Source organism: Chryseolinea lacunae (assembly GCF_016735595.1).
Classification (GTDB): domain Bacteria; phylum Bacteroidota; class Bacteroidia; order Cytophagales; family Cyclobacteriaceae; genus Chryseolinea; species Chryseolinea lacunae.
The window spans coordinates 103,492-125,885 of the sequence record NZ_JAERRB010000019.1; the positions used below are offsets into that span (position 1 = coordinate 103,492).

The 22,394-nt window shown below is 45.8% G+C and carries 15 protein-coding genes; 11 read left to right on the forward strand and 4 right to left on the reverse strand.

Features of this window, described 5'->3' with window-relative positions; all coding sequences use genetic code 11:
- Positions 1-2: 2 nt before the first annotated feature.
- A complete protein-coding gene (locus tag JI741_RS31450; RefSeq protein WP_202016431.1) occupies positions 3-1,538 on the forward strand; it encodes a RagB/SusD family nutrient uptake outer membrane protein in 1,536 nt (511 codons plus the stop codon).
- Positions 1,539-1,951: 413 nt separating this feature from the next.
- Here the strand turns inward: JI741_RS31450 and JI741_RS31455 are convergent, their stop codons facing one another.
- Positions 1,952-3,934, reverse strand: a complete 1,983-nt coding sequence (locus JI741_RS31455) for a sulfatase family protein (RefSeq protein ID WP_202016432.1) — start codon at positions 3,932-3,934, stop codon at positions 1,952-1,954.
- A gap of 253 nt (positions 3,935-4,187) precedes the next feature.
- Here JI741_RS31455 and JI741_RS31460 point away from each other — a divergent pair, with 253 nt between their 5' ends.
- The 7 genes from JI741_RS31460 (at position 4,188) to JI741_RS31490 (ending at position 14,663) form a co-directional block, all read left to right on the forward strand.
- On the forward strand, positions 4,188-6,758 hold the full coding sequence (locus JI741_RS31460; protein ID WP_202016433.1) for a DUF4962 domain-containing protein: 2,571 nt from the start codon (positions 4,188-4,190) through the stop codon (positions 6,756-6,758).
- Positions 6,755-8,296 carry an alpha-L-fucosidase gene (locus tag JI741_RS31465; protein ID WP_202016434.1) on the forward strand — a complete coding sequence of 514 codons (1,542 nt, stop codon included), beginning with the start codon at positions 6,755-6,757 and terminating at the stop codon, positions 8,294-8,296. Before JI741_RS31460 ends, JI741_RS31465 begins: the two co-directional genes overlap by 4 nt.
- A gap of 240 nt (positions 8,297-8,536) precedes the next feature.
- Positions 8,537-9,352 (forward strand): glucosamine-6-phosphate deaminase, encoded by an 816-nt coding sequence (gene nagB, locus JI741_RS31470; RefSeq protein WP_202016435.1) that lies wholly within the window; start codon positions 8,537-8,539, stop codon positions 9,350-9,352.
- A 58-nt stretch (positions 9,353-9,410) separates the two neighbouring features.
- The gene (locus JI741_RS31475; protein ID WP_202016437.1) at positions 9,411-10,349 is read left to right on the forward strand and encodes an ROK family protein; all 939 of its coding nucleotides are present in this window, start codon (positions 9,411-9,413) and stop codon (positions 10,347-10,349) included.
- Positions 10,346-11,638, forward strand: coding sequence for an MFS transporter (locus JI741_RS31480; RefSeq protein ID WP_236676373.1), 1,293 nt, complete (start codon positions 10,346-10,348; stop codon positions 11,636-11,638). Before JI741_RS31475 ends, JI741_RS31480 begins: the two co-directional genes overlap by 4 nt.
- Before the next feature lie 56 nt (positions 11,639-11,694).
- The gene (locus tag JI741_RS31485; RefSeq protein ID WP_202016439.1) at positions 11,695-13,608 is read left to right on the forward strand and encodes an ulvan lysase-like protein; all 1,914 of its coding nucleotides are present in this window, start codon (positions 11,695-11,697) and stop codon (positions 13,606-13,608) included.
- Between the two features lie 50 nt (positions 13,609-13,658).
- Positions 13,659-14,663 carry a formylglycine-generating enzyme family protein gene (locus tag JI741_RS31490; protein ID WP_202016441.1) on the forward strand — a complete coding sequence of 335 codons (1,005 nt, stop codon included), beginning with the start codon at positions 13,659-13,661 and terminating at the stop codon, positions 14,661-14,663.
- Between the two features lie 450 nt (positions 14,664-15,113).
- Here the strand turns inward: JI741_RS31490 and JI741_RS31495 are convergent, their stop codons facing one another.
- Positions 15,114-15,389 (reverse strand): hypothetical protein, encoded by a 276-nt coding sequence (locus tag JI741_RS31495; protein ID WP_202016443.1) that lies wholly within the window; start codon positions 15,387-15,389, stop codon positions 15,114-15,116.
- A 649-nt stretch (positions 15,390-16,038) separates the two neighbouring features.
- Here JI741_RS31495 and JI741_RS31500 point away from each other — a divergent pair.
- Complete coding sequence (locus JI741_RS31500) at positions 16,039-18,354, forward strand: histidine kinase dimerization/phosphoacceptor domain -containing protein (protein WP_202016444.1); 2,316 nt, start codon at positions 16,039-16,041, stop codon at positions 18,352-18,354.
- 132 nt (positions 18,355-18,486) lie between these two features.
- On the opposite strand, the gene JI741_RS31505 is transcribed toward JI741_RS31500, so the two are convergent.
- Both JI741_RS31505 and JI741_RS31510 read right to left on the reverse strand, forming a co-directional pair.
- On the reverse strand, positions 18,487-18,924 hold the full coding sequence (locus JI741_RS31505; RefSeq protein WP_202016446.1) for a hypothetical protein: 438 nt from the start codon (positions 18,922-18,924) through the stop codon (positions 18,487-18,489).
- A 313-nt stretch (positions 18,925-19,237) separates the two neighbouring features.
- The gene (locus JI741_RS31510; RefSeq protein ID WP_202016447.1) at positions 19,238-20,143 is read right to left on the reverse strand and encodes an SDR family oxidoreductase; all 906 of its coding nucleotides are present in this window, start codon (positions 20,141-20,143) and stop codon (positions 19,238-19,240) included.
- Between the two features lie 604 nt (positions 20,144-20,747).
- On the opposite strand from JI741_RS31510, the gene JI741_RS31515 reads away from it, so the two are divergent.
- Positions 20,748-21,341: an RNA polymerase sigma-70 factor gene (locus JI741_RS31515; protein WP_202016448.1), complete on the forward strand. Its 594-nt coding sequence runs from the start codon at positions 20,748-20,750 to the stop codon at positions 21,339-21,341.
- A gap of 65 nt (positions 21,342-21,406) precedes the next feature.
- Positions 21,407-22,393, forward strand: a complete 987-nt coding sequence (locus JI741_RS31520; protein ID WP_202016449.1) for a FecR family protein — start codon at positions 21,407-21,409, stop codon at positions 22,391-22,393.
- Position 22,394: the final 1 nt, after the last annotated feature.

Here is a 22,394-nt window from a genome sequence, read left to right on the forward strand (position 1 = left end):
AAATGAAAACAAATTTTATACTTAAAATATCCACCTGCCTCGTTTTGCTGGCGATCACCACGTCTTGTAATGACTTTTTAGAAGAGAAGTCGAAGAGCCAGCTCTCGCCAAACTCATTTTTCAAAAGTGATGGCGAAGCGCAACTAGCTGTAAACGGTGTTTACCAGATCTACCACAATAAATCTTTATACAATGATGTTGGTCTTGATAAATTCTATTTGCACGGCGCCGATGAGGTCGCGGCAAATCGTGCGGAAGATTCGGACGTTCATAGCTATACATTTACAGAAGCCTCTCAATTTATTTTGGACACCTATATGGACCTTTACAGTGTCGTACGCAATTGTGATCTGTTTATTGAGTCCATAGAGAAAAGCCCCAACGTAAGTGGTGACTATCGAAAACAAGCCGTAGGAGAGCTGTTGTTTTTGCGCGCGTTGGCATACTTCCACCTAACCAACATCTGGGGCGATGTCCCCTATTTCCGAACCCTCCTCTCCATTGACGAGCTCGCAACGATCCAACGGACTGACAAAAATATCATCCGACAAGAGATGCAAGCAGATCTCCAAAAAGCTTTCGAATTATTGCCCGGGTCGTATACCGGCGTTGACCTTGGTCGAGCCACAAAGTGGGCTGCCGCTACTCTTAAGGCCAAATACCACATGATGGCAGGAGAATGGCAAGGGATGTTGGATGAATCTGTCAAGGTGATTAACAGTGGGCAATTCACTTTGCTCGATGACTATGCCGAAGTATTCAATCAAAAAGATCCCCTTAAGCAATATAACAAGGAAATAATATTCGTGATAGATTTCACCGGTAAGAACAGGGTGATCAATACGCTGGCATCCTTTCGTGTAAACAATTATAATCCCCGCATTGCAAGGGATGAACCATTTGATATGACACAACTGCAAGCGTTTCAAAAAGCGTTGGCTGATAGAAATGAAAACATGACAGGCTATGGAAAAGCGATCCCCTTGCCTGAACTTGCGGACAAATCTACCTGGGAAGAGGGAGACCTGCGATACGACAAAAGCATCGTCACAAGCTATTTGGGATTTAAACTACGCTGGCCTTACTTTTCAAAAATGTGGAATCTGGACCAGGCAAATTCATCACGTGATAACTCCACCAACAACAATATTGTATTTCGCCTCGCAGACCTATACCTGATGGCAGCAGAAGCTGAAAATGAATTGAACGGACCTTCGAATGCTTATCCCTTTGTAAATAAAGTCCGAGAACGCGCTTTTGAAATCGATAAGCCTTGGAGCGGTTTAACCCAACAAGAATTTAGGTTAAAAATCCGCGACGAGCGCAAATACGAACTCTCCGGTGAAGGCGGCAGAAAAATGGATCTGGTGCGTTGGGGAGTTCTTGTAGAGACCGTTAAAAAAACGTTACACCGGCCGTTCAATAATCCGCAAGACAATATTCGGGACCGGCATGTATTGTATCCTCTCCCCCAACAGGAAATCCTTCTAAATCCAAGGTTGCTGGACACTGATCCCACCAACAATGGCTATCGGTAGAATTCGGTTGTAAGTTCATAGATTGCCGAAATGGATTTTATATCTGTTTCGGCAATTTTTTTAATGACTGAGTACGTTTCCATTCATCTCAAGGCGTGATCATTTTCAAATCACACAACTTACCGACCACTTTTGGTTCCTTCCTTATGCACCTGCTTTGGCATGGCGTCTTTTTTTGCCACGAGATTGACCCTCTATTGTGGCCATTGTTTCTGCCCCTCCATTGGAAAGCCCAGGCGTAAAAAATATTAACATTTAAAACGATTTCTCCGAAACATTAACGCCATGGCGCTGGACATCTACTGCTGTGAGGGAAAACACCACCGTTCTCAAGGACATCCATACCGCTGCAAATTTCGCAGCGGCGCTGTAATTTATTTATCTGGCTCACAAACAACGGTGTCGTTAGGGTATTAGCTTTTAGGATATTGGGCTTGCCAGTTCCTTGTCTCATTTATCTTTATTCCTTCCTCAATTTCACGCTGCGGGAACAATTCGCGAACTGGTAATGCATCAAGGTTAACCAGAAGTGATCTAAGTTTGAGGTATATTCCCATACGGTCAGCCTTTGTTTCTTCTGCATCGGTTGACAGTTTTTTGAACTCTGCAACATACTCTTTGAGGTGTGGTTTACAATCAGCAACCCATGTAAGATTCTCCAGGGACGAATAGGCAAAATTATCATTGGTGATAAAGATGTCCACCAGACGACGGAGAGCTTTGGAATCTTTTGTTACCCTAAAAACGGCTTCGGCGGCTGTCGCTGACACCGCGGCAGCTGGATCATTCATAGTCTTGGTAAGAATCAGGGGCACGTGCACAAGCTGCTTTGTTGACGCCAGCATGACATACCCAACTGCACCCCAATACCGCATCTCCGCATATTGGCTGCTTAACAATTTGGACAGGTAAGTAGTATCCCGCAAAGTAGCCATACTTGCTTTTTCTGCGGCGTCATACATGGCTGATAACGGAAAGTTTGTTGAGCGAACCCAATCGAATAAGCCGCCCGTCTTTTCCTTGCGCATGTCTCTGTAAAAAAGTCCCAGATCTTTCGATTCGCGTATATGTTCGGAAACGGCCTTGCGCATCGTTTTAAGCTTGACTTGGTGCTCACGGGTCGCAGCCAAATTAATGAGCTCGTCGGGATCTGTCCGTAGATCAAATAGCATTTCCGTTCCTTTGGCCTCGTACTGCGACTTCCAATCGGGGTTAGTGCATTTGCCGGACAGCACGTATTCGTCCCACGCAATATTGGCGGGCATTCCCGATTGATAGAGGTTGCGCAAGGCGAACGGTTTATACGGGTGATAGTTACGAATATATTTGAACCGACCATCCGTTGCTGTCCGGCAGGGATCGAAGTGATAATTTTCTTGGTTGGAACGGAACCCGAACTGATATTTTTTAACACGCCTGGTGCCTAGAAAAGGTTTGCCCTGCATGAATGGAGGAATATCAATACCACTTAATCTTAATACCGTTGGCGCGAAATCTTCAAAACCAACAAGGTTACTGTTCACAGCTCCTGCGGGGATGTCAAACTTGTCTCGCCATTTTTCAGGTATATATATAATTAGCGGAATTTTAAGACCGGACTCGTAGGGAAATCCCTTACCCCTGGGCAAGCATCCACCGTGATCGCTGAAGAAAAAAACAATCGTATTTTCAGCAAGCTTGCGATTCTTCAGATCCAACAAAAAAGTTCTTAACCACGCATCCATTTCCAGGTAGGATTCCAGATGCACGGCAAAGTCAGACCTGACCTCTGGCAAATCAGGAAGGTATTTTGGCAGTTTCAGTTGTCCTGGCTCAATTCCGAGTTCAAGATAGTGGCCGCGCCCTTCCGTTGTAATCGTCCTGATCCTACTCATGTGACTGGCCGTAGCGTTGAATACAGCAAAGAAAGGCTGGCCCTCCTTACGTTCCACACTATTGTAACTGGCCGATGCCCCGCATTCATTCCAGAGCGATTTGTCCGAAGTGAACGTGTTGTAGTCTGTCTTCTTATTGTTGGAACAAAAATATCCATTAGCTCGCAGAATGGACGGATAAAAAATATCTGAAGGCGTTTGATATTTTTCGCGATGAATGTCCATGCCAAACGTGGTGGCAAAACACCCCGTAATCAATGTTGAGCGAGACGCCGAGCAGTGAGGTGCAGTAGCATAAGCATTTGTAAAAAGTATGCCCCGTTGGGCAAGGCTATCCACGGTTGGAGTCGTGAAGGCTTTGTTCCCATAGCAGCTAAAACCATACGGACTCGCGTCCTCAAAAGTAAGCCATATAAAATTTGGCTTTTCCTGCTTTTGAGCCTGGGCCGTGCATCCTGGAGCTGCCCAAAAGGAAAATAGGGTCAATATGGTGATACTGATGCGTGTTAAAAATATATTCATTGGTCGTGCAGTTTGGACAGGAGTTGGTACATGTATAATAAGCCCATTCAGGACATGGATTATTACCAGCAAGTTACTTGCAATCCAGTGGCAGACATACGGCAAATGTTTCAGGTAGGAACGACATATGTTACATCCGTCCCGTAGGGCCTTACGCCGAAAGGAATTGGTAACCGTGACAAAGGTTTCTTGAGATAATATTCCCCGGGCAACCCGGACAACAGTTCCATTTTTGCCTATCAAACCAATAAAAATGAACTATCGGATTTGCCATCCCAACCGGCGGGCATTACAGGGCTTTTATCTATCGAGTATGACTACTGCTTTTTTGGCCATATGCTTTTCGCAGCTTTCGCTCGCCCAGTCAAGCCAACAACCTTCCTCGACATTTTATGAGGAATGGCGAACAACACCGTCTCCAGCCAACGGCACGGTGCCCGAAATGAATCCTTCGCCCTTTTTATGGCCATCTGAACGCCATTGGAAGGGTGAAGAGGTTTGGTATCAAGTATACGTGAGCCGCGATTCCGTATTCAAAACGAGGTCAACCTACGTCAGTGAAAAACTCAAATATTGTTTTTACAACCTTCACAAACCGTTGGCCTTCGGTACATGGTATTGGAAATATGCTATTCTGAAGGACAATCAAGTGGTCGATTCCCGAGGTCCTTTCGCATTTTCAGTAACCAAGGATGCATATGTCTTTACTTCGCCAAGTTTCCAAGAGTTTCTAAACGCCATTAAGAAAACACACCCTCGGGTGATGAACCAGGGAAAGGACATGACCACGATCAGGAAAATGGCGCCACATCATCCACTCTACAACACGATCGTAGCGGAAGCACACAAGGCCATGGCTTCCCCTATATATGAGGGCCCCGTTTCAGATAAGGACCCCGCCAAGGACAAAGCGCTGTCCATCCTTACCGGAAAAGAAGTAGGCCGTTTTACTAAAATCCTAGAAGGTTATGTACTATCAGGAGACAAGGACATGCTGGCTTCCCTGCTAAAGCGGATGATGGTGTTGCTCCAATGGCCCACCAATGACCTACTCGGCTCTCAAGTACTGACCTCATTAGCGATGGGGTATGATGCTCTGGTTAATGAACTCAGCAAGCCTGTTAAACAACAACTATTAAACGTAATTGAAAATCGGTTGAGCGTGGGGTTAAAAAATTGGCAAGGCGACATTGAAACGCGCCAGGTCGAAAATCACTTTTGGCAAATGGAGATTGCCGGAAACTTTATCGCATCGCTAGCCACCGTTGACGAACTGCCGGTAAGCAAGCAAATGTTGGAGTACACCTATGGGTTATTCCTGGCGCGCTTTCCAAATCTATCAACCCAACAGGGTGGCTGGGCGGAAGGTATCGGCTATTTCGGGGTAAATAAATCTGCCATTGTTGACATGGCACTGCTTATGAAGAGCGTTGGCGGTTGCGATGTCTTTAAAATGAACTGGTATAAGACGCTGGCGGATTATCTGTTTTATTTCGCTCCCGTCGATGGACGTATACAAGGTTTTGGAGATATGCATGATCGTGTTGGAAATGGTAACGTTGGCCATTCCATGATGCTGATCGTCGCCAATGAAAATCAAGATCAACGTGCGCTCTACCGCTTGGCGACGCTTCTTAAGGCCAAGCGACCTATGGGTGAAGCGGAGGACTGGTACGAAAAAGAACTGTCCTTGATAGAACCATGGTACCAGATTATCCATGACGTTCACCTGGACCTGAACACCAAAAACCCTCCCGCGATGGAGCAGGCGAAATTATTTCCTGGCGTAGGTGATGCTGCACTCCATACCGATGTCCTCCACAGCGAACACAACACCGCCGTATACTTTCGCTCTTCGCCTTTCGGCGCAAAGGGACATATGCACGCCAGCCAAAACTGTTTTAATATTTCCCGCCGGGGCGACCCCATCTTCTATTCATCCGGGTATTATACCACATTCGCAGATCCCCATTCCCTAACCTCCTATAGACACACACGAGCCCACAACGGAATTCTAGTAAACGGAATGGGACAGGCCTTTGGCCATGAAGGCTACGGATGGATCAAACGGTTTATTAACGGAACCAAGATATCCTATGTCATGGGAGATGCAACAATGGCCTATAAGCCCGTGGTTGATCAACAATTTCTAACATTATTAGCTGAGAATGGAATTTTGGCAACACCCCAGAATGGATTCGGAGACGCTCGCCTCCGCTTGTTCGAACGTCACCTCATTCTGTTACGCCAGGACATTGTGGTTATCTATGATATTCTGGAAGCCGAGGAACCTTCACAATGGGCATTCCTATTGCATAGCCCGGAAAAGCCAGCGCTAGCCAACCAAGGTCTAAAATTGTCAACAGCCAAAAACGATGTGCGGGGAACTGTGCTGGCCTCGACTAAAATTGAGGGAACCCTTACCGATCAGTTTCATTCCCCGCCAATTGATATTCGCAAAAAATATAAGAGCCTTCCAAATCAGTATCATATTCGTTTTGAATCGGTTGAGAAGACAAAGTCTATGCGCTTTTTAGCCATCTTCCAACTGAGCGACAGTGGCAGGGCCGTTCCGTCCGTAGCGATGTCAAACAACCAATTTTTGATTGGAGATATTCGATTGCAGGCTGAATTAAACACCCAGCTGCCGCCGAGCTTAACCGTTATAACAAAGGGCGAACAGCTTTATGTGAACAAAGATTTCTCCGAGCGTTCCGGCTTCACGTACGATCCCTCCATTTCCACATTGTTGCTGGAGACTGATGAGGGCAAGAAGACAGTTACAAAATCAAGAAACCAACTACCAGGGCAATATAAACCATGAAGAAAAAAAATCATTCGACTAAAATGACAACAAAACTTTGTGTTTTGAACGGCGCGCTAATCCTTGCGTTTTTCCTTCCCTCCCTTCAGCTGGGAGCACAAGATTCAATACATAAAGAAAAATACCTTCCCACCTGGAAATCCTTAGCAAATCATAAAATTGTCCCGGACTGGCTACGAGACGGGAAGTTTGGTCTATACTTCAATTGGGGCGTATACTCCGTTCCTGAAAAATTCTCAGAATGGTACCCGCGCCAGATGTATGACGTGAATGATCCAGCATTTCAATATCACAAAGAAACCTATGGCGATCAATCAAAATTTGGATACCATGATTTCGTCCCAATGTTTACCGGCAAAAACTTTGACGCATCGCATTGGGCCCACCTCACCAAATTATCCGGTGCCCACTTCGGAGGCATTGTTGCTGAACATCACGATGGCTATTCGATGTGGAAGAGTTCGATAAATCCTTGGAACAGTTTTGATACCGGCCCTCATAAGGACATAGCAGGCTTGGTCAAAAATGAGATGACGAAGTTGGGTATTAAATTCTTTGTAAGCTTCCACCATGCGCGTAATTTACAACGAAACAGTTCTTCCGAAAACGACGGTAACTATGACAGTCATTTCATCTATAACCCGAAATGGCATACATCATCTACAGATCCAAGATTGCGTTTGTTATATGGTAACATTACTAAAAATGAGTTTTATTACCGCTGGGCTGAGAAACTTCATGAAGTTGTTGACCGCTATTCGCCTGACATCATCTATTTTGATTCTTGGTTGAACCTGATACCTGAAAACTATAGTCAGGAATTTTGCGCATATTATTTGAACCACGCCAACAAGACCCAACAAGATGTTGCTATTGTTTATAAACAACACGATCTACCCATCACCATTGGCATCAACGATATAGAAAAGGGTGGGCATGCCGAAGTATTCAATCCTTTCTGGATGTCTGATGACGTGATAAATTTTGGCTCGTGGTCCTATACAGACAGCAGCCGGATCAAACCTGTACAGATGGTACTCCATAGTCTGATTGACATTGTTAGCAAGAATGGCGCGTTACTCTTGGCCGTGTCACCCCGTGCGGATGGGTCCGTACCCCCCGAACAAGAGCGAACACTCACCCAACTTGGACAATGGTTGCATCAGAATGGCGAGGCGATTTATAACACTCGCCCCTGGCTGATCTATGGAGGCGGCCCGACGATTGCAGGTGTTAACGAACACGGTGGATTTGAAAATACGACCACCTACACCTGGCACGACTATCGGTATACTTTTTCGAAAGATGGGAAATCGATCTACATAATCTTCTTAGGGAAGCCGCCGATTGGGACTCGGATAAAGCTTCGGGATTTCGCCCCACATCGCTATCCACCACCATCTTCCGTCAAGAAAGTTGAAGAATTATCTACCGGAACACCCGCCATTTTAGAGACCATGGACAATGCTTTCTTTTTAACTATACCAGATTGTGTTTCCAGCGACTATGCCACGGTGTTTAAATTTTCTTTGCAATGATCATCAAAATGGTGTATTCCTCCGCCGCCGAATACCATCAGCAATTACAACCGCGAGATGTAGGTATGCTGAACTATAATGAAACATTCATCATCTGCATTGGAACGATTGCCCGTTTACCTGCGGGGCATGGCGCTTACTTTTACAATTACAAATAAGGGGAACACAACGCTGGGTTAACGTTGTGGGCTGTCGCATCCCGCTTGGGGTGACAGCCTTTTTCTAAAATCAGCTATACGAGTGAAGCATATAACGATCGACAGGGATAAAACCCGCATTCTAATCTTCCCACTCCTGGACGATGGATCCCGCTACGTAGCAGAACAAATCGCTACAACTATCCGCTCACGGCAAGCAAATGGTAACTATTGTGTCTTAGGGCTTGCCACTGGCGCAACACCCAAAAAGATATACGCACACTTAATTGCCATGCATCGTAATGAGGGATTGAGTTTCCGGAACGTTGTTACCTTTAATTTGGATGAATATTTCCCCATGCGTCCTGAGCATCAACAGAGCTATGCCAGATTCATGCGGGATAATCTGTTTAATCATATTGATATCGATTTTAAAAATGTTCATATGCCGAATGGGACCATTGACGCTATCCACGTCCATGATTTCTGCCAGCGATATGAACAGCAAATCGTTTCCTGGGGTGGCATCGACTTACAAATTTTAGGTATTGGCAGAACAGGACACATTGGATTCAATGAGCCTGGATCCCCATCAGATTCAGAAACACGCTTGGTGTCCCTGGATCCAATAACCAGAAAGGATGCTGTTCCAGGATTTGGATGTTTGGAGGCAGTCCCTACCCATGCACTCACGATGGGGATAAAGACAATTATGCAGGCCAAGCGCATAATTCTAATGGCGTGGGGCGTTCAAAAAGCACCAATTGTTAAGCGAACGCTCGACTGCGAGATCACGGAAATGGTTCCCGCTTCCTTCTTGCGACAACATGATGCATGTTCTATTGTGCTTGATCGTCTGGCCGCAATGCAAGTGTTGCGCACTGCGAACGGGCCTCAATTGAACCCACGAATGAAATGAAGAAATCTAAAAACCAGATTTCATCGGAAGAATATTAAAATCTAACCCGCAAAGGACTATGAATTCAAAATGTGTGGCTTTGGGCATTGACGTCGGGGGAACATCCATAAAGTATGGATTAATCGAATTCGATGGTCGTGAGGTATACGCCCTCGAAAGGCCTACGAAAATAGGCGAAGAAGATTCATCGGTTAGGGTAACCCTGGTCAAAATTATTGAAGAGACGATCGCGGTCGCCAAAGCCATGGGCGCTATAACGTGTTGCATCGGCGTGGGCGTCCCAGGTCTGGTAAGCAATTCAAACATAATATTGACATGCGATAACATACCTGAACTGATAAACTTGCCATTGGCGGACATCGTACAGAACTCCGTTGGTTTGTCAACTTGTATCTACAACGACGCTGATGCCGCAGCTTTCTCCGAGTTTCAAGTGGAATGCCAACAAGGCGACACTGCATTGTTCGTTAGTCTGGGCACGGGAATAGGCGGAGCACTTTATATCCATGGACAGGCATTTCAAGGTCAGTTCGGTATGGGCGGAGAACTCGGCGTCTTTCCGATGTCGATAAATGGCAAAGTTCAAAACTGGGAAGATATTGCTTCTACCCAGGCATTATTAAAACATTATCGGCAACGTTTAGATCCGAACGTTTATCCTGATCATTTAATTGATGGCCATTTTCTAGTGGAACGGTATGTGGCTCATGACCCTATAGCAATTCAATGCATCAACGAATTCCTCCATTACCTAGCGCTAGGACTCGCTGGCTACATAAATGTTTTTAATCCCGCACGCGTAATTATTGGCGGGGGGTTTTCAACGGCTATAACAACGTTCATGCCGGCATTGATCGATCACATTAAACATTATGTGATACCCCAGGCATTTAAAAGCGTTGAAATTATTGCCGCGAAATCAGGAAACAAAGCAGGATTTAAAGGCGCGGCTTTGCTTGCCCTAAAACACACGCGCAGTGCGCTGTCCATTCTATGAACAGCAAACTCAAAATCAGCATCAATAATAATTTCGACGGTATGAAAAGACGGCCCGCACTGGTGGCACTTGTCCTGCTTATCTTTTTTGTAATTTCATTTTTAACAAACATACTCGGTGCGCTTAACCCTTCCATCAAGAGCAGCTTTAACCTTGAGCTTTCTTCGCTTGGCTTTATGACGATGGCCTTTTTCTCTGCTTACGCGCTAATGTCAATCCCCGCCGGCATCCTGGTAGAACGCTGGAAGGAAAAAAAAACCATGATATTCGCCTTCACCCTTGCCGGAAGCGGGTCGGTAGCATTCGTGCTGTTTCCCGATTTTTCCACCTTTCTATTTTCGCTCTTTCTGATCGGCGCAGGAATGGCAATTCTCCAGGTCGCTATTAATCCATTACTAAGAACATCCGGTGGTGAGGAACATTTTGCCTTCTATTCAGTACTTGGCCAGCTTTGTTTTGGCCTGGCAGGATTTATGGGCCCCTATTTCTTTTCATTTTTGATGGACCCTACAGAAATCCAGAGTCCGTTCGGAGCAATACGGATACTACTATATTCCTGGGCGCCACATCAAATGCCATGGGCATCCCTTTATGTAGTCTTTGCTATCATCACGTTAATCATAATAACAGTTCTCACCTGCATACGATTTCCAAAAACGGTCCTTAACAGTGAGGAGCGAATTAGCGACCTAAAAGATATTGTTTGGATTATAAAAGCACCACGAACCATTGGTTTCTTCGTCGGAATTTTTTGCTATGTCGGCTTTGAGCAAGGGGTCTCCTTTTGGCTGTCCCAATTTCTGGAAAAATATCACGGTATCGATCCGAATACCAATGGAGCAGAAACGGTTGGAAATTTTTGGGGGTGTTTAACCTTGGGATGTTTGCTCGGATTGGCCTTACTAAAAGTCATGGATAGCAAGGTGGTTCTCGTTTTGTTTAGTTTGCTCGCGGGACTATCCCTTGTACTGGCATTGCTTGGCCCTGCCCCTGTAGCCTTGATGGCCTTCCCTGCTGTCGGTTTCTTTGCCTCAGTCATGTGGTCTATCATTGTCTCATTGGCTTTGAATTCAGTCAGAACACATCACGGCGCCCTTACCGGCATACTATGTACCGGTATTGCAGGTGGTGCCATAGCACCGCTACTCATTGGCGCCTTAAGTGAGGTCCTATCCTTACGCACAGCAATGTTTCTCAATTTTTGTTTGCTCAGCTATATCATGAGTGTGGGCTTTTGGGCGAGGCCTTTGGTTGGGAACAAGCTTTATAAACGCAGGCAGACCGTATAATAGCGCTGGCCAAATGCGGATAGAGGATCCTATTTTAGTAAGACAAGAATGATGCAATGAATACATTAGAGAACAGACGTCTATTTTTGCAGAACCTAGCCGTGGGTGCACTTACCATGCTTTCATTTCCGTCTATTGAAGTAAAGGGTAATGCACCACCTCAATCGAATCGACTCCTTGACGAATCACAGCAGTTGTTAGCCGCCTGGTGTCAGTCATTAGTTAATTATCAGGTACAAGACATTCGCTTCGGAACCCTGTATGGCGGAATTCTTTGTCCGGCATGCGGACGAATGCACGGGCGATGCGGCGAAGCGGTTTATCCATTATTGTCAATGGCCAAACGATCTAAAAAGCAGTCTTATGCAACCGCAGCATTACGTTTGTTCGATTGGATGGAACGAAACGTAAGTTTACCTGACGGCTCGTGGTCTAACGATATAAACGTCAGCAGTTGGAATGGGACAACTGTTTTCACCGCAATATCATTAGCCGAAGCAATTTACCATCACGGCGATCAACTCGATACGCCCACTAAAGCCAGATGGCTGATACGTTTGCGAGCGGCAGCCGACTTCATTGACCGAAAATTTACTATTGAATTCAGTAACATTAATTATCCCATTACAGCGGCTTATGCACTGCAACTCTTTGGCAAGATTTTTCATGATGACAAATTAATCCATCATGGACAGCTCTTAGCAAAAGAAGCCCTTCGGTTTTTCACAAGTACTGATGGTTTTATATACGGAGAGGGTGGCGGAGACCGATACCCCCCTGGACCCAAGGGAAGTTTACCCGTTGATTTGGGATATAATGTAGAGGAATCGTTGCCGTACCTGGTGATGTGTATTGTCGGCGAGCAAAACGAACACCTGCGGACAAGCGTTGTCAAGTCGCTAAAAACGCATATGGAATTTATGCTTCCCGATGGCGGATGGGACAATAGCTGGGGTACACGAAATTACAAGTGGGCATATTGGGGCGGGCGCACCACCAAAGGATGCCAGTGTAGCTATGGCTTAATGGTGGATGATGATCCTCGCTTTTACACCGTGGCGAGGAAGAATTTGGAAATGTTGCGCGCTTGCACGCACGATGGTTTGCTATATGGTGGGCCACACAATTTCAAGCACGGCGTTTTGCCTTGCATCCATCATACCATCGGTCATGCTAACTCGCTTGCCACGCTTTTGGATTGCGCCTCGTATGATCAATTTGAAAAAGAACCAGCGCTCTTGCCCAGAGAAATGGTGTATGGAATTAAAGAATTCTCGGACGTCAGAACCTGGTTGATTTCGACCGAAAACTGGGTTGGGACTATTGTCGGTTATGACCGTGAGTATTCTTGTAAGAATGGCCATCCTAGCGGGGGATCAATCGGCATGCTCTTTCACCGGAAGGTCGGCGTGATTCTCACCGCAAGCATGACCGAATACCAACTTGTGGAACCACCAAATATGCAGGCTCAACACGAGTTCTTTTCCGGTTCGTTAACCATGCGTGTCCAAACAAGCGATGGAAAATATTTAAGCTGTTCTTACCTGAGTCCTGAAATCATTTCTTTTCAAAATGGTTCGATCAGCAAAATAATTACGCAGGGGTATCTTGTTGACGGTGATCAACAGCATCCCGATACTGGTCCAATTCCTTACAAGATGCAATACGTATTTCAAGGTCAATCCATAGAATTGGAAATAAATATCGACGGGATAAGCACAGAGGAAATAGAAATTATCCTCCCAGTCATTAGCCAAAGCAATGAGGCGGTGGAATGGAGCTCCGATAAAACAATAGAAATTCAGCGCGCAACAGGAAGGATAGCAATCTCCAGCACACAGAAAATGCTGATAAAACCGCTGCCAATGCATGCAACACGGTGGTTCAATTTTGTGCCCGGAATGGAGGCCATTCCACTTTACGTTAGTGGAACGAAAGCAAAATTTACAATAAGCGTATCAGAAGCATAAGCCAGGGTTGCCATGCAAGAGACATTTCTTAAAGACAGAAAATTCCGAACATGTTAAGAAGACTGAAAACAATAGGATTGATGATGTTGATGGCATGCAATCCTCAAAACAAACATGATGATGTAAAAAGAGAAAACGCTCCGGCAGGTATGGTATTTATCCCAGGTGGCGAGTTTATTATGGGAACGGATGACCCGGAAGCACCACCGCATGAGCACCCCGCTCATCGCGTGCAGGTCCACGCTTTCTGGATGGATGAGACAGAGGTGACCAACGCACAGTTCGATGCATTCGTGAAAGCAACCAAATATGTGACCGTCGCCGAACGCCCCCTGGTCTGGGAAGAACTGCAAAAAGAATTGCCCTCTGGCACTCCCCCAATGGCCGATAGTTTGCTCAGGGCTGGTACGATAATTTTTAATCCACCAGACCATCCGGTTTTACTAAATGATATTTCCCAATGGTGGCAGTGGAAGGTTGGTGCTAATTGGAAAGCACCCGAAGGGCCAGGAACTGATCTTCATGGACGATGGGATCACCCGGTCATCCACATTGCGTACGAAGATGCTGAGGCGTACGCAAGGTGGGCGAACAAACGCCTGCCAACCGAAGCTGAATGGGAGTTCGCATCCAGTGTCGAGCGCAAACAACCGAACGCCGCCAATTCCGTGCTGGCCAATACCTTTCAGGGTAGCTTTCCGTTTAAAGATCTGGGCGAAGATGGCTTCGCCGGAACCGCGCCAGTAAAATCGTTTCCCGCCAATTCATTTGGGCTCTATGACATGATTGGCAATGTCTGGGAATGGACACAAGATTGGTATGACCCAAGGTATTTTAAGGAACTCACGCATGCCGCAGTCACGAAAGATCCTAATGGGCCTGTCCAGTCTTTTGACCCGGCTGAACCCTACATTCCAAAACGAGTTACGAAAGGAGGATCATTTCTATGCTCATCAAACTATTGTTCAAACTACCGCACTTCCGCCCGTCAAGGTTCTGCCGTCGATAGCGGACAATCCCATATCGGTTTTCGTTGTGTTTTGACCAAAGAATAAAATGAATGTAGCGCACATACCGATGACGATTTCAATGCAAGAAAAATGGAATTTTGAGACTTTGGTGCCATAGAAGACCGCTCAACGCGCATAGGCTTTCCCTATGGTCTGATTTGCTCCAGTAACGCTATAGATCTTTACCGCGAATATCAATATCCCAAATTGGATGTTTGAGTATATAAGTAATCTTGGGCTATAAAGATATTCCAATGGCCTACTGGAGACTCTAACCCAGTTGATCACTTTATTCCGTGAGGGCGTGATCACCATAAGTTCGTGAGCGTAAGTTAACCCGTTAGAACATAACTTCAAGATAGTCAAACCGAAGGGTGTTCAGTTCGTCGCGGAATGACTTATACGGCCGTACGGAATGTAATGGTCACAGGCGCACGAAATAAATAAAATGGTCAACCTCCTCGGAATTTCCAATCCAGATCCAATCCCAATCATTTAGTCTTTATTCGAACACGTCTTGAAATCTGCCGAGGCTTGTTTGACAAACTCTTCAAACAGTTTATCAATGATGGCCGTTAATTTTTCTGGACGAGGTAACTTGTCAATTCCTAAATACGCGTGGGGATTCTGCAATATGGAACTTTTTATTTTAGTCACCTCATAGCACCATCGAGTATGTCCCCTTTCGTTGTATTGCTTAACCAGCAAATCAAAAACCGGAATGAGCGAAATGCGAATTGAAACAGTAAGCATCTGAAAATCCTGAGGCATAGGTTCTGTTCTGGGTTCATCAGTATATTGAAAGCGATGTTTAATTCAGCGGATCCCTGACTTCGAAGATGCCCTTAGATTGGAAACAAATTGCAATATTTAGAAATACTAAGGGCTGCATCGATACCAAGACCAGGCCCATTGGAACTGCCGGCAACCTGCATGAATTCGTCAGATTCTTACAATGAATAATATCTACAAATTGACCAAAAAAAGAATAAGCATTCCTCTAAAATATTAGCAACATATAATGATTATTTAGCTTCGAGCTGATGATCACCTGCCTCACGGCAAGCAAGCCATGCCGACACCCAGGCAGAGCGTAAAGAGTCTAAGAAGCTTTTTCAACGCCAGAAAATAAAGAGCCCCGTATTATGTCGAAGAAATTTCGACTGCTTCTGGGAAGCGTCCGTTGGCTCAACACCTTCCGGTGCAATTTCCGTCTGAGGGGAAGCTGTTGTAAAAGTAAGTCTCACGTTGCCCAATGTTTTTTAACTGCGATATTGCTATTACTGCAAATTGCTCTCTCAAACTGGCCAATTGGTCAGCTCGCCTACCGTAAAAATACTTTTCGATGTCATGATTGTTAATAGGTGCGTTTGTTGCTTAAAGTTGATAATTTTAGCACCCCTAAACCTTACGATCCCCTATGTTACCGAATCGGATTCTCCGCCACGCTCTCCATCGCGGACTTTATACTCTATTCCCGGTCATGCTGTTGTCCATAAGTGCTGCCGGGCAGTCGCTTACGTCAGGAGCATTGCGTGACATCAAAACGCAATTGGCCACAACTATTGCAGACACCACGCGGGTGCGTTTGCTGCTCATATTGAGCTCCCATGCCACCGCCCATGTTGACCGAATTACCGCCCGTGACAGCGCACTTCAGTTTGCAAGAACGGCGCATGCACTGAGCGCAAAAATTCACTACGATAGCGGTATTTATAGATCTTATCTACACGAGATTCGAGTATGGGTAGAAGTTAATAACGGCAAATATTGGCTGGGTGAAATCGACACGGTAGCGCTCAGAAATGCTCGGGCTGCGCAAAGCAAGTTTATTGTCTTTGTGCGATCGCGTGGGTCTATCGACCAACTAGGTGCAGCTTATAGTGAAGTAGCAACGCTGCATCTCAATGGAGGATACGCTGTCGAATCGGTCGGGTTGTACGATTCTGCGCAGGTTTGTTACCGGACAAGTGCCAATGCGCTACAAGAGTCGCATGCACTGTACGGATTAGGACTTAGTTACAACCAACTCGGAAAATTGAAGGAGTCACTACCAATATATCATCGCAGCATCAAGCTGGCAGAGCCGACCGGTGGACCGCATCTATACTGCCTATACGGAATTCTGGGGCGGACGTACAATAATTTGGGAGGATATTCTATTGCTTTGAAATACCAGATGAAGGCCATGCAACTCGCGGAGGCCGCCAAGGACACAACCGACGAAATGGGCGCGATTCACCTCTTCTTGGGGATGACGTACTCCAAATTGAGAAAGTATGCATTGGCCCGCGAACACTTTGAAAAAGCATACCACATAGATCGGCATTATACAGCGCATCACGCCAATGAGTTTTTTGCTGCTGCAACCAATCTAGCCGACGCAATATCAATTAAAAACCCACAGGACGCTATCGATTTTTTAATACGACTCAAAGAAGAATATAAAGCCCTTATGACTCCTGGCCGCACCAGAAATATAGACTTCGGGTTAATGAGCGCATACATTAGAAAGCGCGACTATATCACAGGCCAACTGTATTGCAATAAATTGATAGCCATACCTGAAACGGTGCCAGGAGCATTGTATCGCTCTGAGGCGATCGGTCAATTTCTAGTTGTATCCGGACAATACCGTACGGCAGAAAAGTACTTGGCGAACGCTGCGCAGATTGCCAAGACCGAAGGGAGGATGTACAATTTGCAGAATATCTATTTGCTCTGGCACAAAGTAGATTCAGCAAAACGAGACTACGCCGCCGCGTTGGAAAAGTTCAAGCTTCACAAGGCCTATGGTGACTCAACGTTGAATGAAAGCAAAGAGAAAGAGATTGCACTCTTGGAAATCGAGTATGAAACTGCAAAAAAAGAACAATCCATTGCGCTGTTGACAAAAGATTCGGAATTGAGCCAGCAGCAGCTGGCGCAGTCCAAATTTCAACAAAACGGAAGCCTTGCGGCGTTAGCCGTGGCAGTGCTAATTTCAGGCTTGGTGGTTAATCAATACCGAATTAAGAAAAAAAACAATACAGAGCTTACGCAACGACAGCAGGAAATACAAAGCATGAATACGGTCCTGCAGAGAACGATTATCGAAAAAGAATGGCTTTTAAAAGAGGTGAACCACAGGGTTAAGAATAATTTACAAACTGTGGTGAGCCTGCTCGAAACGCAGTCTTATTCGGTGCAAGGAAGTGAAGCAGCGTCGGCCATTCGCGACAGCCAGAACCGGGTGCACGCCATGTCCCTGATCCACCAGAAACTAAACCTGACTGAGCACCGAACCTCGATCAACATGTCTGCCTACCTGAGCGAACTCACCGAGTATTTGCGCGACAGTTTTTCAACAGGCCGGCTGATTGACTTTCAATTGTTTGTCCAGGCAATTGTGCTGGATGTCTCGCAGGCTATTCCTATCGGACTCATATTAAATGAAGCGGTCACGAATGCAATCAAGTACGCGTTTCCAACAGAGTCAAAAGAAAATTGCCAGGTAATTATTTCAATGAAGCAAGACAAAGACCAAAAGGTGTCGCTCACGATTGCCGATAACGGATGTGGTCTGCCGCCCGACTTTGATCCCCGTGGCAAGCATTTTGGAATGGGATTAAATCTATTGCATGGCCTCACCACCGACCTCGACGGCCGTTGCACGATAGGTACACACAACGGAACCGGGGTTTTGATCGAGGTAGTCTTCAATGCCAACGTGCTGAATTTTATTGGCCATCGTTGATATAATTTTCGTTCTGGCGCGTAATAAGCAGAAAAATATACTTTCATATCATTGATTAATAATCCTATGAAATCAACATTACTAAGCGATCATTTTAATATTATTGCTTACCAATGAATATTAATTGATGTGTTAAAGCCTGCGCGTGTTGACAACCAACGGCGCGTTTCCGACGACGTAGAACATATAATTTTCCTGCCGGGCTTTAATTTTGTTTGCCAGGTCCTCTACCCAATGATATAGCAAACCATGGTTGGTGACACCCTGCAACGGCAGCCACGGACAATTTTCGTGAAATGCTGCTGCGGTTTTCAAATCGCTGAAGGCAATGCAGCCCATTACCTGCATACCCTGCGATGCCAACTGCTGCAAGGCACAAAAATGGCCGATGGCCGTTTGGTCTCCAAAGAAAACCAGTTGTTTGTCCGGCACAGGATAGTGACTTTCGTCTTCGATCTTAAGATAGTGAAAAGCATTGCCCCGCTTCTGCATTTTTGCCCATTCGCTGCCTTTTCCGGTGTGACTTGTGTCGATATATACTGTACAGGTTTTCTCGTTGGCATCCCACATTGATGGCGTGTAGTCAGTGTAGTGAAATGACGATATCCGGCATTTTATGGACTGTGTTTTATGCCATGCTTCAAAATCGACATTTGGCAAATGAAGATGCAACTCGTGGACGTTGTCTCCCGCCTACGGACGAGCAGAGGAGATTTGGCCGGTTTTGACAAAAACTTTTTCTAGCGTTGCGATGACGTTGGTTGCCATGGTTTGTGTTGACTGATTTTTGTAAAGGTTGCTTTATTTTCGCGTCGTCATAAGCAGGCTTGCTTACGCAAGCCTGCTTTGATGACCTTGCATAATAGACGCCTGTTATCTGATTTTAGTCTACATGGTATGCTGCCGCGAACTGTTTCACGAAATCGTGGAGCTTCTCTTTGCCCAGCGTTGGCTTGTGCCGGTAATAATCTTGGTAGAGCAACCCACTTCCCTGGCTTGCTTGCATCTCGACAAAGCCGTGGGCGATTTGCGCATTGAACCCGATAGTCAACCAGCTGCTCAGGAGCTGTTCGTCGCTAACCACCTGCCATGGCAATTCGGGCTTGCCGATGGCGTGGCCCAAGGCTGTTGCAATTTCGTTTGGCGAAAGCTCCTCGCTGGCCACGTAGCGGATTGTTCGGCCGGCAAAGGGTTTGTCCATTTCTTCGGCAATGGCAGCGGCTACGTCTGCAGGGGACACCCAGGGTTCTTTTTTGTCGCCTCCATAGTTGGACACGATGGCGCCTTTTGTTTTGATGTTGCTGATGAGGCCAAACAAGTTGGAGTAGAACCCAACGGGACGCATGAATTTGATGCTGACCTGTGCGGGGAGTTGTTTCAGAATGGCTTCGACGTTGTAGTGAAATTGCAGAATGCCATTGCCCGATTTCATATGCGCGCCAACGCTGCTGAGGTGAACGACCCGGGTGACGCCAGACTGCAAAACAGCCTGACTATAATTTTTCCCGATCTGGCGTATTGCACCCAGAAAGTCTGCCTCTTTATCGAAGAAGTCTCCAGCGGCGTCGAGCGTTTCCATGAGGTAGACAATGTCGGCGCCCTGGAACGTTGCGGCCAGAAAGGGAACATCGAACATGCTGCCCACGACGGCTGTGGCCCCAAGTGATTCAATTTCTTTTACCCGCTCCGCCTTGCTTGTAATTACCGAGACGGAATGACCATTTCTGACTAGTTGTTGCGTAAGCGGCTTGCCCACATTACTGATTGATCCTGTTAGTACGATGTTCATAGTTGCGTTTGATTTTGTTGATACAAAAATCAACAGCAACGAGAACTCGCCCGTAGTCGAAAGTCAGTTTGTTGTAGTCAAAAAGGAGGTTGTTTGCGTGGTGCCTTGGTGAGAAAGATTTATGATGGGCACGCTTACCAAACAGCCTCGTTAAGATTCAACCAAAGATCCGTGCTTTCACCTCCATATTCTCATGAATTATTAGCGTATGGTGGTGATAAATTAGCAATGAATCGCCACTAAGATTACGCAATGCCAACTAAACGAAGCCTGCCATACAAGAAACAAAACCTAAAAAAATCTCAGTCCTCATTTTTAAGAAAGTTTTCCCGTGTTTGCAATAACACTTATCTTAAGAACGACGATGCTCAATTCCGTATATGCAATCCGTTGTTGAAAGAAAAAACATAAACGCTGTAGGGTACGTGGGGTATTTGGTGTCATCGTGGTATACATGAACTCATCACTAAAGCGGTGAGTGCCCATTCAGAGGCTGCCTTCAAAGGCATATTGATAACGAGTGAATTTGAAACTAAAAATATGATTTCATATTTCCGGTTGATTTTACTGATGTTCAATTTCTGTTAGCATAACCCATAGCGCAATGGCATCGACAGGCGAATTCGATGACAAAGATGACGTGATCTTAAACCTCCTGGCGGAGGACAGCACGCACGCGTCAACCCTCCTTTACCACCATTACTATAGGACCGTTTTCCATTACGTGAACGATATCGTGGAAGACCAGGAACAGAGCAAGGACATTGTTCAGGAGTTGTTCCTAGCCATCTGGGTAAAGCGACATTCCCTTCATTTCTCCAAACCCTTACTAGCCTATTTGTTTGTTGCCGCCCACAATAAAGCAATCAACCACATCCGAGATGTCGAAAGAAAAACCAAAACATTCGGCGACAATGTTAGCCTATCCGAAATAGAAAGGATCCCTTCATCTGCCATTGTGGATCTGGAGGCGGTTGAATTGGCTTCTCTCATAAAAAAAGCTATGCGGTTGCTCCCCGTAAAGGCAAGGAAAACCCTCCTGATGAGTAGGAAACATGGCATGACCAATGCAGAAATTGCAACGCGGTTAAAGGTCTCGCAGAAAGCCGTAGAGAAGAATATGACCAAGGCCCTGGCGCTGCTGCGGAAATATCTAAAGCCATACTTTAAGGTGCTTTTAATCTTCATCGATTACTAAAAAAAGGAACAATGACGGTAGGGTTACGGCAAATCAAGGTGTCTTAGCAGTAAAAGGTTACCACTATGGCCGAAATGGATTTTTACATTCTAACGCACAAAAGTCTCACGGGGCAACTTTCCTCGCTAGAACAGAGACAGCTTGACACATGGCTCCTACAGGATGTAAAAAACCAGCAAGCCTATCAGGAGATTAAACGCATTTGGGAGCTGGATATCGACGATGATGAAACGGACCACGTAAGCGAAGCGCATTTCCAAGAAGAACTAAGAATACTGGAAAGTGCCGTCGGAGAAGCCAAGCGGAAGGAAGACCTCATCAAGCGCTACAAACGATATGCTGCCTTTGGACTAGTCACCACGGTTATTTGCATCTTTCTTTTTGCGTGGGAGCTGTTTCTTTTATCCGAGAAACTGCCAACGGATACTGTAAAATTTGCAAGCCTCCAAAACAGTGCGGTGTGGCTTGCGGATAGCTCACAGGTCTTCCTTAATGACAGCTCATTCTTTTCCTACCGTGCAGGAAAGCAAACACGCCTGGCTGAGTTATCCGGAGAGGCCCTCTTCCAGATAAATCCGGAAAAAAGACCCTTCGTGGTTTCCGCAAACGGAGTTCAGCTGGAAGTTCTTGGGACATCGTTTGTCGTAAAAGCTTATCCTGGGAAAGACATGGAAATCATTGTCATATCCGGAACTGTCTCTGTGAGAAGCCAAAAACAGTCAGTGACATTGTCAACAGGGGAAAAAGCGAGCATCAAAGGTGAACAGATACAAAAACAACAGAACTTAGATCCGAACTTCGATGCCTGGTATACCGGAAAACTTGAGTTCAAGAACACCGAACTGGGAGAAGTTTTAAAGCTGATTTCCCAGCAGTACGATGCGACATTTGCAGCAACAGATTCCAATGTCTTACGCTGTCGCTTCACCGGAAAATTTAACGATAGCAGACTGGAAGATGTGCTCCGGGCACTTTCCTTCAGCATGAACATCGTTTTTGTGCCCGGTCCGGAAGGCCGGTATATTATCTCCGGGGCAGGTTGTATGAAATAAA

Excerpts from the sequence above, each read along its gene's own strand:
- JI741_RS31455 (WP_202016432.1), bottom strand. The coding sequence starts at position 3,934 with ATGAATATATTTTTAACACGCATCAGTATCACCATATTGACCCTATTT.
- JI741_RS31495 (WP_202016443.1), bottom strand. The coding sequence starts at position 15,389 with ATGCCTCAGGATTTTCAGATGCTTACTGTTTCAATTCGCATTTCGCTC.
- JI741_RS31520 (WP_202016449.1), top strand. The coding sequence starts at position 21,407 with ATGGCCGAAATGGATTTTTACATTCTAACGCACAAAAGTCTCACGGGG.
- JI741_RS31460 (WP_202016433.1), top strand. The coding sequence starts at position 4,188 with ATGAACTATCGGATTTGCCATCCCAACCGGCGGGCATTACAGGGCTTT.
- JI741_RS31510 (WP_202016447.1), bottom strand. The coding sequence starts at position 20,143 with ATGAACATCGTACTAACAGGATCAATCAGTAATGTGGGCAAGCCGCTT.
- JI741_RS31500 (WP_202016444.1), top strand. The coding sequence starts at position 16,039 with ATGTTACCGAATCGGATTCTCCGCCACGCTCTCCATCGCGGACTTTAT.
- JI741_RS31465 (WP_202016434.1), top strand. The coding sequence starts at position 6,755 with ATGAAGAAAAAAAATCATTCGACTAAAATGACAACAAAACTTTGTGTT.
- JI741_RS31450 (WP_202016431.1), top strand. The coding sequence starts at position 3 with ATGAAAACAAATTTTATACTTAAAATATCCACCTGCCTCGTTTTGCTG.
- JI741_RS31515 (WP_202016448.1), top strand. The coding sequence starts at position 20,748 with ATGGCATCGACAGGCGAATTCGATGACAAAGATGACGTGATCTTAAAC.
- JI741_RS31480 (WP_236676373.1), top strand. The coding sequence starts at position 10,346 with ATGAACAGCAAACTCAAAATCAGCATCAATAATAATTTCGACGGTATG.
- JI741_RS31475 (WP_202016437.1), top strand. The coding sequence starts at position 9,411 with ATGAATTCAAAATGTGTGGCTTTGGGCATTGACGTCGGGGGAACATCC.
- JI741_RS31490 (WP_202016441.1), top strand. The coding sequence starts at position 13,659 with ATGTTAAGAAGACTGAAAACAATAGGATTGATGATGTTGATGGCATGC.
- JI741_RS31505 (WP_202016446.1), bottom strand. The coding sequence starts at position 18,924 with ATGTGGGATGCCAACGAGAAAACCTGTACAGTATATATCGACACAAGT.
- JI741_RS31485 (WP_202016439.1), top strand. The coding sequence starts at position 11,695 with ATGAATACATTAGAGAACAGACGTCTATTTTTGCAGAACCTAGCCGTG.